At 64.5% G+C, this 14,909-nt stretch carries 13 protein-coding genes; 3 read left to right on the top strand and 10 right to left on the bottom strand.

Features of this window, described 5'->3' with window-relative positions; all coding sequences use genetic code 11:
• Nucleotides 1–2: 2 nt before the first annotated feature.
• The 10 genes from METFAM1_RS0117385 to METFAM1_RS0117340 form a co-directional block, all read right to left on the bottom strand.
• Nucleotides 3–1,058, bottom strand: a complete 1,056-nt coding sequence (locus tag METFAM1_RS0117385) for a FemAB family XrtA/PEP-CTERM system-associated protein (RefSeq protein WP_019916734.1) — start codon at nt 1,056–1,058, stop codon at nt 3–5.
• On the bottom strand, nt 1,048–1,902 hold the full coding sequence (locus METFAM1_RS0117380) for an XrtA system polysaccharide deacetylase (RefSeq protein WP_019916733.1): 855 nt from the start codon (nt 1,900–1,902) through the stop codon (nt 1,048–1,050). The genes METFAM1_RS0117385 and METFAM1_RS0117380 overlap by 11 nt, the downstream gene beginning before the upstream one ends.
• Before the next feature lies 1 nt (nt 1,903).
• The gene (gene wecB, locus METFAM1_RS0117375; protein ID WP_019916732.1) at nt 1,904–3,052 is read right to left on the bottom strand and encodes a non-hydrolyzing UDP-N-acetylglucosamine 2-epimerase; all 1,149 of its coding nucleotides are present in this window, start codon (nt 3,050–3,052) and stop codon (nt 1,904–1,906) included.
• The gene (locus METFAM1_RS0117370; protein ID WP_019916731.1) at nt 3,049–4,167 is read right to left on the bottom strand and encodes an XrtA/PEP-CTERM system-associated ATPase; all 1,119 of its coding nucleotides are present in this window, start codon (nt 4,165–4,167) and stop codon (nt 3,049–3,051) included. The genes wecB and METFAM1_RS0117370 overlap by 4 nt, the downstream gene beginning before the upstream one ends.
• A gap of 82 nt (nt 4,168–4,249) precedes the next feature.
• A complete protein-coding gene (locus METFAM1_RS0117365) occupies nt 4,250–5,752 on the bottom strand; it encodes a TIGR03016 family PEP-CTERM system-associated outer membrane protein (RefSeq protein ID WP_019916729.1) in 1,503 nt (500 codons plus the stop codon).
• Between the two features lie 18 nt (nt 5,753–5,770).
• A complete protein-coding gene (locus METFAM1_RS0117360; RefSeq protein ID WP_019916728.1) occupies nt 5,771–6,757 on the bottom strand; it encodes an XrtA-associated tyrosine autokinase in 987 nt (328 codons plus the stop codon).
• A 9-nt stretch (nt 6,758–6,766) separates the two neighbouring features.
• Nucleotides 6,767–8,383: an XrtA system polysaccharide chain length determinant gene (locus METFAM1_RS0117355; protein WP_019916727.1), complete on the bottom strand. Its 1,617-nt coding sequence runs from the start codon at nt 8,381–8,383 to the stop codon at nt 6,767–6,769.
• 42 nt (nt 8,384–8,425) lie between these two features.
• On the bottom strand, nt 8,426–9,052 hold the full coding sequence (locus tag METFAM1_RS0117350) for an XrtA/PEP-CTERM system exopolysaccharide export protein (protein ID WP_019916726.1): 627 nt from the start codon (nt 9,050–9,052) through the stop codon (nt 8,426–8,428).
• An 84-nt stretch (nt 9,053–9,136) separates the two neighbouring features.
• Nucleotides 9,137–10,348, bottom strand: coding sequence for an ABC transporter permease (locus tag METFAM1_RS0117345; RefSeq protein WP_019916725.1), 1,212 nt, complete (start codon nt 10,346–10,348; stop codon nt 9,137–9,139).
• A 5-nt stretch (nt 10,349–10,353) separates the two neighbouring features.
• Nucleotides 10,354–11,583: an ABC transporter permease gene (locus METFAM1_RS0117340; RefSeq protein WP_019916724.1), complete on the bottom strand. Its 1,230-nt coding sequence runs from the start codon at nt 11,581–11,583 to the stop codon at nt 10,354–10,356.
• Between the two features lie 110 nt (nt 11,584–11,693).
• On the opposite strand from METFAM1_RS0117340, the gene METFAM1_RS0117335 reads away from it, so the two are divergent.
• From METFAM1_RS0117335 to METFAM1_RS0117325, 3 genes are all read left to right on the top strand, one after another.
• Nucleotides 11,694–12,569 carry a ThiF family adenylyltransferase gene (locus METFAM1_RS0117335; RefSeq protein ID WP_019916723.1) on the top strand — a complete coding sequence of 292 codons (876 nt, stop codon included), beginning with the start codon at nt 11,694–11,696 and terminating at the stop codon, nt 12,567–12,569.
• A 24-nt stretch (nt 12,570–12,593) separates the two neighbouring features.
• Nucleotides 12,594–13,664, top strand: a complete 1,071-nt coding sequence (locus tag METFAM1_RS0117330) for a nitroreductase family protein (protein WP_019916722.1) — start codon at nt 12,594–12,596, stop codon at nt 13,662–13,664.
• A 181-nt stretch (nt 13,665–13,845) separates the two neighbouring features.
• Entirely contained in the window at nt 13,846–14,859 is a 1,014-nt protein-coding gene (locus METFAM1_RS0117325) for a PEP-CTERM sorting domain-containing protein (RefSeq protein WP_019916721.1), read from the top strand.
• Nucleotides 14,860–14,909: the final 50 nt, after the last annotated feature.

Genomic DNA, 14,909 nt, shown 5'->3' with positions numbered 1-14,909 from the left:
GGTCAGCCCAGGTTGCGGACGATGAAGGGCCCGATCGTGTTCGCGAAGCTGCGCGGCATGCGGCGCCACACTTCGATCATCAGCTTGTACTTCGGGTTCGACGGGTTGTTGCGCGGCAGGCTGTCGCGCTTGTACAGGCAATACTCGTAATGCAGCGGTGTCGGTTCGAAGCCCCAGTTCTTCTTGAACGAGTAGGAACCGGTGCCCTGCTTGCTGCGACCGTAGTCGAACACGCGGATGCCGCGTTCGCAGGCGTGGCGCATCAGTTCCCAGTACTTGAAGTCGTTCGCCGCGAGATCGCGCGCCGCCACCGCATCGCCGGCGTAGTAGGGCAGGATTTCGTCGCGGAAGTAGAAGCTCATGACTGAACTGAGCAACGCGCCGTCCGGACCTTCGACGGTCATGACCGAACAGCGCTCGCCGAAAGTGCGGCGCAGCGTGTCGAAATAGCGGCGCGACATCGCCGGCGTGCCGTGGCGATGCACGTTGTCCGAATACAGTTCGAAGAAGCGGCTGTTGTCGGCGTCGAACACCGCCTTCAGGCCGTTGTTGATGCCCTTGCGCACCATCGCGCGCTGCTTGCGCGGGATGGCTTTCATGTTTTCCTCGACGTCCGGGGAAATCTGCTTGCGGAAGGTGACGTACAGGTCTTCGGTCGGCCAGTCGGTGTGGCGCGCATTCACATTGCGGAATTCGAGGTGATCAACGCCGAGCGACTGCGCGATGCGCTGCGCCTCGGTTTCGAGCGCCAGCGCCGCCTCTTCGTCGTCGGTCGCGACGCCGCCATAGACGCCAAAGGGCAGCGACACGAGGGAATGGCCGAACAGCCGGCTCTTCACCTGGGCCAGCGGCAGCACGCCGCAGATGCGCCCACCCCGTTCGGCCAGCAGGTAGTGCGTAGCATGGCCGAACACGTCGCGCATGATGTCGCGCCACTCGAACAGGTGAAAGAAGCTTGCCGCCGGGCAGGCTTCGACGAAGGCGTTCCAGTTCGCGCGGTCGGCATCGACCGGCGCGCGCACGCTGACTGCAGTCATGAATTCCGCCTCAGGCCGCACGGGCGATCTCCGGAAACACCTCGTCCATCCGGCCCCAGCGGAAATCACTCATCAGGCGCGCCAGCCGGCCTTCGGTGCGGTGCAGATTGATGTAGTGGCGGAAGCGCGACTTGGCGTCCACGCCCTGCACGCGCGGCTGCTCCGCATCGATTTCCCACGGGTGGCAGTAGAACATCGCCGGCTTGCCATCGCGCTTGTTCACCTGGCTCAGCAGCCAGCGCGAGGTGGCGTAGGGCAGCAGACGGAAGTAGCCGCCGCCGCCGGCCGGCAGGTTGCGGCTGCCCATGCGCACGGTGGTGACCGGGACCTCCATCAGGCCGTCGCGCGACGCGAACGGGAAGCGCGGCGCGTCCGGCATGCCATAGTGGTCGTGCTTGACCGGGTAGATGCTGGAACTGTAGCGGTAGCCGGCTTGCGCGACGCAGTCGAGCGCCCACGGATTGGTGTGGCCGATCGAGAAGCTGGGCGCGCGGTAGCCGCGCACCTCGACACCGGTGATGTCTTCCAGCACCTTCTTGGCGCGCGTGATGTCGTCGAGGAATTCGGCTGGCGACTGTTCGGTCGCGCGCAGGTGAGCGGTGCCGTGGCTGGCGATCTCGTGCCCCGCGGCGGCGATGCGCTTCACCATGTCCGGATGACGTTCGGCGATCCAGCCCAGCGTGAAGAAGGTGGCCCGGTTGCCGCTGTCGGCCAGCAGCGCGAGGATGCGGTCCACGTTGCGCTCGACGCGGCACTCGATCGAATCCCAGCGGCTGCGCGCGATGTAGGGCGCCAGCGCCGACACCTGGAAGTAATCCTCGACGTCGACGGTGAAGGCGTTGCGGATGTCGGTCCGGGCGTTCATGTCAGTGCGCGCTCCGCTGCAGCAGCCAGTCGTGCAGGTCGGCGGCGATGCGCTGGGCGGCATTGCCGTCCCAGTACTCGGGCACGCGACCGCGCTTGCCGCCGGTGGCAAGGATGTCGTCGAGGCTGCGCACGAACAGCGCCTCGTCGGCGCCGATGACGGTGTTCGTGCCCTGCTCCACCGTGATCGGTCGCTCGGTGTTCTCGCGCAGCGTCAGGCAGGGCACCGACAGCGCCGTCGTTTCCTCCTGCAGACCGCCGGAGTCGGTGATCATGACGGTCGCGCCACTCATCAGGCCGAGCATTTCGAGATAGCCCAGCGGCGGCAGCAGCGCGATGCGCGGATTGTCGAGCAGCGCACCGAGGCCGAACTTCTCCAGATTGCCACGGGTACGCGGATGGATCGCAAACAGCAGCGGCAGCCGTGCGGCCGCCTGCGTCAGCATCGCGGCCAGCCGCTTCAGCTGTTCGGGGTCGTCCACATTGCTCGGACGGTGCAGCGTCACCACGCCGTAGCGGCCGTCGGCGATCAGCGCCGGGTCGATGTCGTGCTCGGCCAGCGTCTTCGCCGGCGGCACTGCCAGCGCGCGGCTGGACAGCAGCGAATCGATCATCACGTTGCCGGCGAAATGGACCCACGAGGCGTCGACGCCTTCGCCGCTCAGATTGCCAAGCGCGCTGCGCTCGGTGGTGTACAGCCGGTCAGAAATGCGGTCGACCAGGATGCGGTTGATCTCCTCCGGCATCGCGCGATCGCCACTGCGCAGGCCGGCTTCGACATGCACCACCGGCACGTGCTTCTTCACCGCCACCAGCGCGCAGGCCAGCGTCGAATTGACGTCGCCCACCACCAGCACGCAGGACGGTTGGAGCTCATCGACCAGTGGCTCGAAGCGCTTCATGATCTCGGCGGTCTGCACCGCGTGCGTGCCGGAGCCGACCTCGAGATTGTGATGCGGCGTCGGCAGACGCAGACCGCTGAACAGGCGCTCGTTCATCGCGTGGTCGTAGTGCTGACCGGTATGCACCAGCACCCACGGAATCGCCGGCACGTGCTCGTCGAAGGCGCGCAGGATGGGCGCCATCTTCATGTAGTTCGGCCGTGCGCCGACGACGCACAGCACCGGAGCGATCACCTGGGCAGCGCTCATTCCGCCTCCTTGTCCGCCGGCTCGGTCGAGCGCTCGGCGATTTCATACAGCAGGGCCAGTGTCTGTTCGAGCGTACGCTCCATCCGTGACAGGCGTTCTTCGAGATTGCCCGCCTGATGCGCATTCACGTAGTCGCGCACACGCTGAGCAGAATCGGCGTCGAGACGGAACTGCGACATGTCGAGATCGAACAGCGCCGGCGAACTGCGCAGACCGGCGCCGTTGAAAGCGGCGTGTGCCGCGGTGTCGGACGGCATCGGGCCGTCCGGTCGCTTGGCCATCGCCGCGGCCGCGGCCGCGTCACCCGCTTCATCCTTGATTTCGCTGACCACGCCGGCGACGTCCTGCGCGGTGAAGGCGGTCGCACCGCCGAGGAAGCCGGCCAGCATCAGGCGGTCACACAAGGTGTTGATGCGCCGCGGCACGCCCTCGGTCGCCTTGAAGATGGCTTCGTGCGCACCGGACTGGAAAGCGGGCGAACCGCGCCAGCCGACGTGCTTCAGGCGGTGCTCGATATAGGCCTCGGTCTCGGCCGCGTCCATCGGTCCGAGGTGGTAGGACGCGATCACCCGCTGGCGCAGCTGCTCCATGTGCGGGCTCTGCATCGTTTCACGGAACTCCGGCTGACCGACCAGGAAGCTCTGCAGCAGCGCATGCTCGCCGAGCTGGAAGTTCGACAGCATGCGCAGTTCCTCGACCGCGCGCGGCGTCAGGTTCTGCGCCTCGTCGACGATGAGCAGTGCGCGCTTGCCGGCAGCGGTCAGCGACAGCAGGAACATTTCGATCGACAGCAGCAGATCCGCCTTCTTCAGCTGCTTGTTCGGCAGGCCGAACGCGGCAGCCACCAGACGCAGCGTGTCCTCGGCGTCGAGGTGGGTGCTGACCAGCTGGGCCGCCACCACCTTCTTCGAATCGAGCTTCTGCAGCAGGCTGCGCACCAGCGTGGTCTTGCCGGCGCCGATCTCGCCGGTGATGACGATGAAACCTTCGCTCTGATGCAGCCCGTACTCGAGGTAGGCGAGCGCGCGCCTGTGGCCCTTGCTGCCGAAGAAGAAGGACGGATCGGGATTGAGCTGGAAAGGTTTGCCGGAAAGACCGTAGAAGGACTCGTACATGGATCTCGATCGTTGGGTACCCGCCCCTCAGGGCGTCGGTGGCGCTGCACGGTTCTGCAGCATGCGCATCACGGCGCCCGCGTCAGAAGAAGCGTGTACTCACCGTGGCGATCAGTGCATTTTCGTCTACATCGCCGGCGGCGACTGTGCCACGCATCATGCGCAGACCAATGGAGCCGCTGGTGTAGGCACCAAGCGCTGTGGAATATGTCGCATTGAACACGTTGCGCTCGGTCGTCGTGCGGGAGGTCACACGACCACTGGTGTCGAAGGAGTTCAGCGAAAAGTTCAGCGAACTGACCGGGGAGAGCCGGTGCGACAGACCGATGGTCCAGCCCTTCTGGACAATGACCGAAGCCTCGGCGAAATCGCCGGTAAGGGAGCCGCCAACGGAGCCGATTCCGCTGTCGTTGGTCGACTGGTACATCGTGAACGACAGCGTGTTGCGGGCTCCGGTATGCACCACGCCGAGCGACCAGCGCGAGCGCCGGTATTCGCGGTCGGTCAGGATGGGCGAATCGAGCGAACCGTAGCCCGGGATGCGCCCGGCCAGCGCGTCGGCGCGGATCGCGTCGCGCCGTTCGTCCGGATCGGCGATGCTGGCGTAGGGCTCGACGAAGGCCAGCGTTTCGTAAAGATCTTCCAGGCCCGATCCTTCGAGCAAGGTGTCGATCCGGCTCACGATGTTGCGCGTGTAGGCCGCATTGAAAGCCGTCCTCGGCAGTCGGTGCGACAGCTTGTAGTTGGCGGTACTGCCGTACGGCCGCTCGTCGTAATCGAGCGACAGCGCAGTGCGCTGTGACGGACGCCAGTCAAGGCCGCCGCCATAGGTGGCGCCGTCCCGCCGATTGCCTATCGTCGACTTCTCGAAGCCGTAGCGGCCGGTCAGTTCGATCTGGACATCCGGCTTGTAGATCAGCGAGCCGACGATGCTTTCGCGTTCGCTGTTGTTGGCATTGCCCGAGTCGGTCACGCGCGAACTGAGCACGCCCTTCCAGCTCAGCGTCGCCGGAGCGCCCTGCAGCGTCCCGGAGAACGTACGGCTGGTCAGTGCGCCCTCGCGGCGCGACGATTCACTGCGTGCAATGGTGTAGCTGGATTTCCATGTCGCGATATCGCCGAGCCGGACCGTGCCGCGCATCGACGGCGACAGCGAAAATACGCGCGTCTCGGTCGAATCGCCCAGCGTGCTGTTCAGCAGATTGGGCTGGGCATTGAAGACCGATCGCCGACGCTGCGTCTGACTGGCTTTGGCGTCGAGGAAGAAGAGGTCATCGACGACCTCGAACGACCCGTTCGCGCTCATGTTGTTCGCGATGCGCGACGGGAAGGTGTCGTCCGCGTAATACATCATCCGCGGCGAGTAATTGGCGTTGAGCTTCAGGCGCGGGCTGCTGCGCCGCAGATCGATGGTCGGCGTGACTTCGGTCAGCACATCGCTCGACGGCGCCACCGGCGAGAAGTTGATGTTGTCGGACGAGATCACCTGCACCGACGCGCTGGTCGACAGACGCCAGCCTTCGGCGTGCGCCGAACCGAAACTGCTGGCGATGCCCAGGATGGCCAGGGAGATCGGGCGAAGCATCGGTCGTCCTGTCCTCATTCAACCCGCCTTGGCCGTGTCGCGATAACCGGTTTCGGAGCCATAGCCGTAACCGTAACCGTAGTAACCGTAGTAGCCGTCGGTACGGGCATAGCGCGCCTTGTTCAGCACCAGCATCTTGACCGGGCAGCCCTGCACCTTGGCCAGCGCCTGCTTCACCATCGCGTGCGTGGTGCGTCCGGCCTCGACCACCATCACCAGTTGCCCCATCGATTGCGCGAGCACCGGCGCCTCGGTGGTCACCATCAGCGGCGGCGAATCGAAAATGATGATGCGGTCCGGGTAGCGATGCGCCAGTTCAACCAGCAGCGAACGCATCGCACCGCTGGCCAGCAGTTCGGTCGCGTTCTTGTGCGGCATGCCTGCCGGCAGCAGCGTGAGCTTCTCGACATTGGTACGGAGCAGCACGTCGGGCAGACCGACGTCCTCGTCGAGCAAAACGTCCATCAGCCCCTTGGCCGGCGGCAGGCCGAGCAGGTTCAGGATGGAAGGGCGCGCAACGTCGGCATCGACCAGCAGGACACGGTTGTCCAGTTCCATCGCGATGCTCATCGCGAGATTGATCGAGTTGAAGCTCTTGCCCTCACCCGGCACCGAACTGGTCACCATGATGAGGTTGCCGTTATCGACCGGCGCCGCGCCTTTGCCGTGGGCGTTGGCCAGGATGGGGCGCTTGATCACGCGGAATTCTTCGGCGATCTGCGAACGCGGGGCCGACGGCACGACCAGACCCATCCCGTCGAGACGCGCCAGGTCGAGTTCGACGTAGCGGGATGAATCAATGGCGGCTCCGCCCGCCACCTGCACCGGCGCGGCAGCCACTTGCGGCACGGCCTCAGCCGCTGGCGGCACGGCGGCGACGGGCGCCGCAGGAGCGGGCGCAGCCGCTGGCGGCGCCTCGGGCGCTGCAGCCGGTTCCTCGCCGATATCGACGCCCGCCCGCTTCAGATGGGCCATTCGTTCGATTGCTTGTTCGATGATGCTCATGATCTATCCTCAGGCGCTGCGCATCACGAGCGACACGAAAGCCAGCATCGCCACATAGGCGGCCACCAGCCCACCAAGACCGCCGAAGAACACGACGCTGCGGCGACGCTCGTAACGCTTGCGCTCGTTCGCGAGCAGCATGGACACCGAACCCAGCACCGGTACGCCGGCCACTTCGGCCAGCATCCGGCCGTCGTGGAACACCGGTCGCAGTTGCGATACGGCGAACGATGCAGCACCACCGACGATGATGGCCGCCGCCAGTACAACGGTCAGCAGGATGAGCCGGTTGGGCGCCGCCGGCTTGGGATCGACACGCGGCGGCTCGATCAGGCGGAATTCCGCCACCCCGGTCGCGTCCATCTCCTCCGAAATCGAGGCCGATTCGCGACGCGATACCAGGTTGTTGTAGTTGGTCCGATGCACCTCGTAGTCGCGGTTGAGCTGGCTGAACTCCGCCTCCAGTTCCGGCACCAGTCGCGACGACTGCTTCAATGCGTCGAGACGCGCCTGATACTCGCCGACCCGCGCACTCAGCGACGCGACCGAGGCCTCGGCCGACGCCAGTGCGACCTTGATCTGCTGGTACACCGGATTGGGCATCTGCGCGCCGCCAGCCACGGGCTTCGCCTCGGGCTTGGCATCGGCCGGCTTGCTATCGGCCTCCTTGGCCGCTTCGGCCGCGTGCTTCTCGATGATCTGCTTGCGCTCTTCCTCGAGGTTACGGATACGCGCTCGCAGCTGGAGAATGTCCGGATGCTTGTCGGTGTAGCGCTGCAGCAGGCCTTCGACCTCGTTCTTCATGCCGGAGATGCGCATGTCGATCTCGGCAGTCGACGGGCCACCGGGGCCGGAGGGTGCGAAGACCATCGCCGAGTTGTCAGCGCTGATGGTCGGCTCCTCGCCCAGCAACTGGCGCTTCAGCGCGTCACGCGAATTGGTCGCCTCGCGCAGGTCGAGCTGCGCCTGGTTGAGCTGAGCCTGCACCTCGCCCAGGCTGCCGAAGTAGTCCTTCTGCCCGCCGCCCGGTCGCTCGAGATTCTTGAGCTTGAACTCCTTGAGACGGTTTTCCGCCTCCAGAAGCTTGGCCTCGTAGGCCTTGATCTGCTCTTCGATGAACTTGCGCGCCTGATCCGCATCCTGTCGCTTGCTGCCCAGACCCGACTCGACGAACAGCGTCACCATGGCCTGCACCACCTTCTGCGCCCGCGCCGGTTTCTGATCGCGATAGGACACGATGTAGAGGTTGTCGCGGCCGGAACTGGTGAGCTTCACACTGGCGATCAGATCGTCGATCAGCTTTTCGCGCTCGGTCTTGGTCTTGGCCTCGAGATCGAGGTCAGCCATGCGGATCAGCTTCTCGATGTTCGGCCGGCTGATCAGCGTGCGGCTGAGCATGTTGATCTGCTGGTCGAGATTGGGCTGAACGGCCAGACCGGACATCAGCGGGCGCAGAATGGACTGGGTGTCGACATAGATCTTCGCCGACGCCTGGTACTGGTCCGGCAGCACGAGCACCACGCCCATGCCGATGATGCCGACCACCCAGGCGACCAGCAGGCCTATCCAGCGATAGCCCCACGCCGACCTGAGATAGCCAGAAAACTGGCGCAGAAAATCATCCACAGCTACACGATCCTTCCGGCGGACGCCTCATGACTGAGCTGATCAGAACCAGCTCTGCGGAATGATGAGAATGTCGCCCGGCTTGACGTCGACATTGGCCGTCACGTCGCCGCGACGAACCAGGTCCTTCAGGCGCACGTTGTACTGCTTGTCGCCCTCGGAGGTGCGCAGGATGGTGGCCGCGTTGCCATCGGCAAATTCGGTGATGCCGCCAACCGCGATCATCACGTCGAGCAGCGTCATCTTCTGCTTGTAGGCCAGCGCCTGCGGCTTGGCCGCTTCGCCGATCACGCGGATCTGCTCGCTGTAGGGACCGATGCCGCCCGCCACGATGACCGTCACGATGGGGTCACGGATGTACTTCGACAGCACCTGCTCGATCTCGCGCGCAAGCGTCGTGGGGTCGCGGCCAGCCGCCGGCAGATCCTCGAACAGGGTGCCGGTGATCTTGCCGTCCGGGCGGATGGTGACCGTGGACGAGATTTCAGGATTGCGCCAGACGACGATGTTCACCGAGTCACCGGGACCCAGGATGTAGTTGTAATCGTCGCTGTAAGCCTGAGTCGGCGCGGCCGGATAGGGCGACGACGAGCAGGCCGTGAAGGCAAGCGGCACGAGCAGCAGCGCAAGCACGCGCAGTGCGGACATCAGACGGTCAGAACTCAACATTGCATCCTCCACAGGACAGCAGCCAGACAAGCCGCGAATCATAGCCAACGCATCCGGACGCGCGCTCTAATGCGTCACGGCCGGTCAGATGTTGTACCGCAACGCATCGACGATGGGCGTACGCGAAACCTTGCGTGCCGGCAGCAAGGCCGCCACCACGGTCGCGCCCAATCCCACCGTAAAGGCCAGCAGCACGGTTTCGGGCAGCACACGTATCGACGCCGTGTACCCCACGTTCGAGTTCGGCGGCGGCGGCATCGGAATGCCCACCTCGCTGATCGCCAGCGCGACGAGCACCCCCACCACCACACCGATTGCCGCGCCGGTCAGTCCGAGCAGGGCATTTTCGGCGAGCACGAGCCGGAATACGTATCCTCGCGAATTTCCGAGCGCCATCAGCGTTCCGAATTCACCGACCCGCTCGAAGACACTCATGTTTACAGTATTGAAGACGCTCAGCAGCACCATGATCAGCACGATCCATTGCAGCACGCCGAACTGGGTGCGGTAGAGCTCCACGGTCTTCGAATAGAAATCCGAAAGCTGCACCCAGTCGCGGATGTCGAACCCCAGCGACGCCAGCTTGGGCACCAGCAGATCCTTCACCCGCCAGGTGTCGGCCGTCCGGTGCAGCAGGAGCACGATGGCGTTGGAGCCGTCACGCGCAACCAGATTTCGAGCCGCCGCAATGGGAATCCTTACGGCACGGGCGTCGAAATCTTTCGAAAAGCTCTGGAAAACCCCGACCACCGCAAATTCCGTTGTGTTCAATGCGCCGTCGGCAGTGTTCATGATGAGCGTGACGGTATCGCCTGGCGCAAGCGCCAAGGCCTTGGCGACGCCATCGCCGATCAGGATGCCGCCGGTGTCGCTGTCGCGCAGCGCACGGCCGGCGGTGATCCGTACGAAGGTGCCGAGCCGGTTTTCCTTGTCCGGCTCCACGCCCTCGCCCATGACCGCCCAGTCCGCCTTGCCGTTGTTCAGCAGGCCAGTGAAATTGACACGCTGCAGCACCGCATCCGCCTCCGGCATGCGGGCGGCGAACTCGGCGACCTTGTCGGCGTCGTCGATCATGAACTTCTCGGGCGAACGCGCGCCCTGCTCGTAGAAACCGTTGCGGAACACCTGCACGTGGCCGAGCTGGCTGTGTATCGTCGCTTCACCGAGCTGCGTCAGCACATCTGCCACGAAACCGCCGCTCAGGATCAGTCCGGCAACGCCGAAGATGATTGCGGCCAGCGTCATCGCGGTCCGCGATTTCTGCCGGAGGATGTTGCGGAGTGCGAGCTTGAACATGGCGTTCAGCGACTCTGCCGCAGTGCGTCGACGATATTCATGCGCGACGCTCGCCAGGCAGGGTAGAGACTGGACACGAAGGCACTGACCACGGCAATCGCCAGCGCCTTGGCGACGATGCCGAAAGTCAGCCGGATTTCGCCGTTGAACCCCTGTTCCATGCCGGGCGGCGGCGGAAGAGGAATACCGACGGCGGAAATCGCCAGCGCCAGGATGCAGCCGACGACAACGCCCAGCCCACCGCCGACCAGACCGAGCATCACGCCCTCCGACATGAAGATGCGCCGTATCCGCGCCCGCGTCAGACCCAGCGCCATGCAGGTGCCGATCTCACTGACGCGCTCCATCACGCTCATCGACAGCGTGTTGGAAATACTGAGCACGATGATCATCAGGATGATGAACTGCACGACATTGACCTGACTGGCGAACAGATCGCGCGTCTTGTTGTAGAAGTCGGACAGGCGATACCAGGGCACCAGTTCGAAGTTCGCGGCCGGCAGCACCTTGCCCAGTTCGGCCAGCTTGGCGTCGGTCTTGTCCGTGTCGTCGAGCAGCACCAGCCATTGCTGCGCGCCATTCACTCGCACCAGTTGCTGCGCCAGCGCCAGCGGCATGCGCAGCGCCGAATCATCGTATTCCTTGCTGACCGAGATGAAGATGCCGACGACCGGCGCCTCGACTGCATTGACGTTGCCGGCGGCAGTCGTCGTCATGAGCACCACGGTGTCGCCGACATTGACGCCCAGATTGGCCGCCAGGCCGCGCCCCATGATCATTTCGTTGACGCCGTCGGGCGACAGATTGCGCCCGCGCGATATCGTGACCGAACTCGACAGCACCGCCTCCGCCTTCGCCGAGACCCCTTGGCCGAGGAAGGCCAGCGTGTTGTCGCCCTTGCTGGCGAGGCCGTTGAAGCTGAGACGCGGCGCGACGACCTTGACGCCCGCGCCCTGCTCGACCTTCGTGCGCGCCGCATCTTCGCCGTCAATGACGAAACCGAAGGGATCGGAGGTGCCCCGTTCCACATACCCCGGTCGAACCACCTGAACGTGGCCCAGTTGCGACTTGATGGTGGATTCGCGCATACCCTCCATCAGCCACTCGATGAACCCGGCCGACAGGATCATCGCAATCACGCCGAAGCTCACCGCGCCAATGGCAATCAGCGTGCGTCGCCCCTGGCGGAGCACGCTGCGCATCGCAAGCCAAAGGTCGAGCAGCCAAAACTTCATGCGAATTCAAGACTTCAGATGCTAAGGTATTGCCAGCATAACAGTTTTTACCTCACCATCCGATGTCCCGGAAGCGTGCCCCGCAGCCAACGGACATACAAGGCGACGCCATGAGTTCTGCTTTCAATTACGACGAGGCCTTCAGCCGCAACCTCGGCTGGTTCACCGAGGCCGAACAGGCCAGACTTCGGCGCAGCACGGTCGCCATCGCCGGCCTCGGCGGCGTCGGCGGCGCCCACCTGCTGACGCTGGCCCGGCTTGGCATCGGACGATTCCGCATCGCCGATTTCGACACCTTCGGTGTACACAACTTCAACCGGCAGGTCGGGGCCATGATGAGCACGGTCGACCGGCCCAAGATCGAGGTGCTGGCCGAACAGGCGCGTGACATCAATCCCGAGGCCGACATAACCTGCTTTCCGGAAGGTGTGTCGCCGGAGCAGCCGGATGCCTTCCTGCAGGGCTGCGATGTCTATGTAGACGGCCTCGATTTCTTCGCCTTCTCCGCTCGCAGGTCCACCTTCGCAGCCTGCCATCGCCTGGGCATCCCGGCGGTGACGGCAGCGCCGCTCGGGATGGGCGCCGGATTGCTCGTGTTCTCGCCGCGCGGCATGAGTTTCGAGGACTACTTCCAGCTGGAGGGCCACGACGAGACCGAACAGGCGTTGAGATTCCTGGTCGGCCTTGCGCCTGCCGGACTGCATCGCCCCTATCTGGTCGAGCCCTGGCGGATCGACCTCGCAGCGCGCAAGGGCCCATCGACGATGATCGGCTGCAACCTGTGCGCAGGCGTCGCCGCCGCCGAAACGGTCAAGCTGCTGCTCGGTCGCGGCGAAGTCCGCGCGGCACCTTGGGCGCTGCAGTTCGACGCTTACCGCAACCGGATGGTGCGCACCTGGCGCCCGGGTGGAAACCGGCACCCGCTGCAGCGGCTCATTCTCGCCCTCGGTCGGCGCCAGTTGCTGAAACAGATCAACGCCCGCTGAACACGCAGCTCACCGGAGAGACGAATGCGCACCGTAGACAAGATCCTCGACCTCGCGCGCTGGGCGCCGAGCGGCGACAACACCCAGATCTGGCGTTTCGAGGTGCTCGCCGACGATCACGTGCGGGTGCATGGCTTCGACACCCGGCACTGGTGCGTCTATGACCTTGAGGGGCACGCGAGCCAGATTGCGGTCGGCGCGATGCTGGAAACACTGTCCATTGCAGCAACAGCCCACGGCCTTCGCGCCGATATCGCTCGCCGGCCCGACACGCCGGACACGCATCTGCAGTTCGACGTCCGGCTGATCGCCGCCCCATCAGTCGCACCCGACCCGCTGCTCCCGTGCATCACGACGCGCTCCGTGCAGCGACGTGCGATGGGCAGCCGACCGTTGACGGACGAGGAGCGGCAGGCGCTCCAAGCAGCCGTGTTTCCCTACCGCATCGTCTGGTTCGGAAAATTCCGGGATCGCCTGCGCATCGCCAAACTGAATTTCGACAGCGCGCAGATCCGCCTGACCATTCCGGAAGCCTTCCAGACCCACTGCCGGGTGATCGAATGGGGCGCGCGTTTCAGCGAGGACCGCATCCCCGAGGCCGCCGTCGGCGTTGATCCGCTCACCGGCAAGCTGATGCGTTTCGTCATGGCGAGCTGGAGTCGCGTCGAATTCTTTAACAGGTGGCTTTTCGGCACTTTCGCACCGCGACTGCAACTCGACCTGATTCCGGGCATCGCCTGCTCGGCGCACGCCTTCATGATCGCTCCGACCCGCCCCGACCGCATCGACGATCACGTCGCAACGGGCCGTGCCATGCAACGGCTCTGGCTGACCGTCGAAAAACTGGGGCTGCAGTCACAGCCCGAGATGACGCCGCTCATCTTCAACCAGTACGCGCGGGCCGGGCGTCGATTCACGCAGAACGGCGACGCACTCGCCCGCGCCGACGATCTGGCGCAAAGACTGGGCAGCCTGCTGCCGGGAGAGGACGTGGGACGAGCGGTCTGGGCATGCCGCATCGGTCGCAGCCGAAACATCCCCGGCCGCTCACTGCGCCTGCCCCTCGAACGACTGCAGAACCACGAAGCGTCTTGAAACCAGACTGTCGGTGGACTTTACACGCGGCGGCAGAGCGCATCCGCCAACCGCCAGAAACCATCAGGACACAGATTTTTCTTATTTAAATTCAAAGAAGTAAAACGCAACACAAAAACTGGCCCGCCGATTGCTTATAGCCAACCGTGGTTCTCCCAAGCCAACAAACGGAGTCAATGAAATGATCAAGTTCAAGCAAATTGCAGTCGCAGTGGCACTGGCAGGCACTTTCGCTGCCGCGCACGCTGCCCCGGTTTCGATCACCACGCCGAACGGCAACGTGAACGGAATCACCGCCTTCGACTGGGCACCGTCCCCGGTTCTGGCGCAAGGCGGCAACCAAGCCTTCGTCAACTTCATCAACAACCCGGCCGGTGGCACCGTTGAAGGCATGAACGGTGGCAAGGGCTACGGTTTCAACGTGTTCTCGCAAGGCCGCCTGGCCGTGCTGCAGGGCGGCACCGGTGCCGCAGCCAGCAGCCTGTACAACGGCTCGGGTTCGACCGCCGGCAAGTACGAAATCACCTTCGAACTGGCTTACCAGGAAGTCGTGACGACCGCCGTGTCCGTGCCGGGCGCCAACATCGCCGTGTTCGACTTCGCCAAGGTCCAGACCAACAACTACTTCCGCGTCTATGTGAAGGATCTGGATTCCGACGCCGCTGCCAACTACGCGGCCGGCACCGGCTTCAACACCGGCACGCTGGTGTTCGACGGCACGATCGCTCCGGGCAGTGCAGGTTCGGTGTCCAACTTCAACGCGAACACCGGCGCCCTGGGCACGGTCGGCAGCGATGGTCAGCCGCTCAACGGCACTTCGCCGCTGTCGGGCACCCCGTCGGTGACGGGTTCGGGCGCAACGCCTGAGTTCGACCTGCTGACCGTTCTGCCGAACTTCATCGACACGGATTTCTGGAATGAAGAGCTGATCTCCTTCCTGGTGACCAACATCAGCCAGAACCTGCCGTTCCAGTCGGTTGATCCGTCGGCCATCATCGCCGGTCAAGTGCCGAACATCGGCGCGGTGAACGGTGGCACGGTCTGCGGCCCGACGGGTTGCGTTGCAGCCGGCCCGGACATCATCTTCCAGACCGACTTCAACGGTCCGGTGCAGGGCATCCCCGAGCCGGGCACGCTGGCTCTGGCCGGTCTGGCACTCGGTGGTCTGGCTCTGGCCCGCCGTCGCAAGGCCTGATTCAGGTAGTCGAAGCAGCATGAAAAACGGGAGCGAAAGCTCCCGTTTTT

It is taken from the genome of Methyloversatilis discipulorum (assembly GCF_000527135.1).
Taxonomy (GTDB): Bacteria; Pseudomonadota; Gammaproteobacteria; order Burkholderiales; family Rhodocyclaceae; genus Methyloversatilis; species Methyloversatilis discipulorum.
This window is presented reverse-complemented; position numbering and strand designations above follow the sequence as displayed.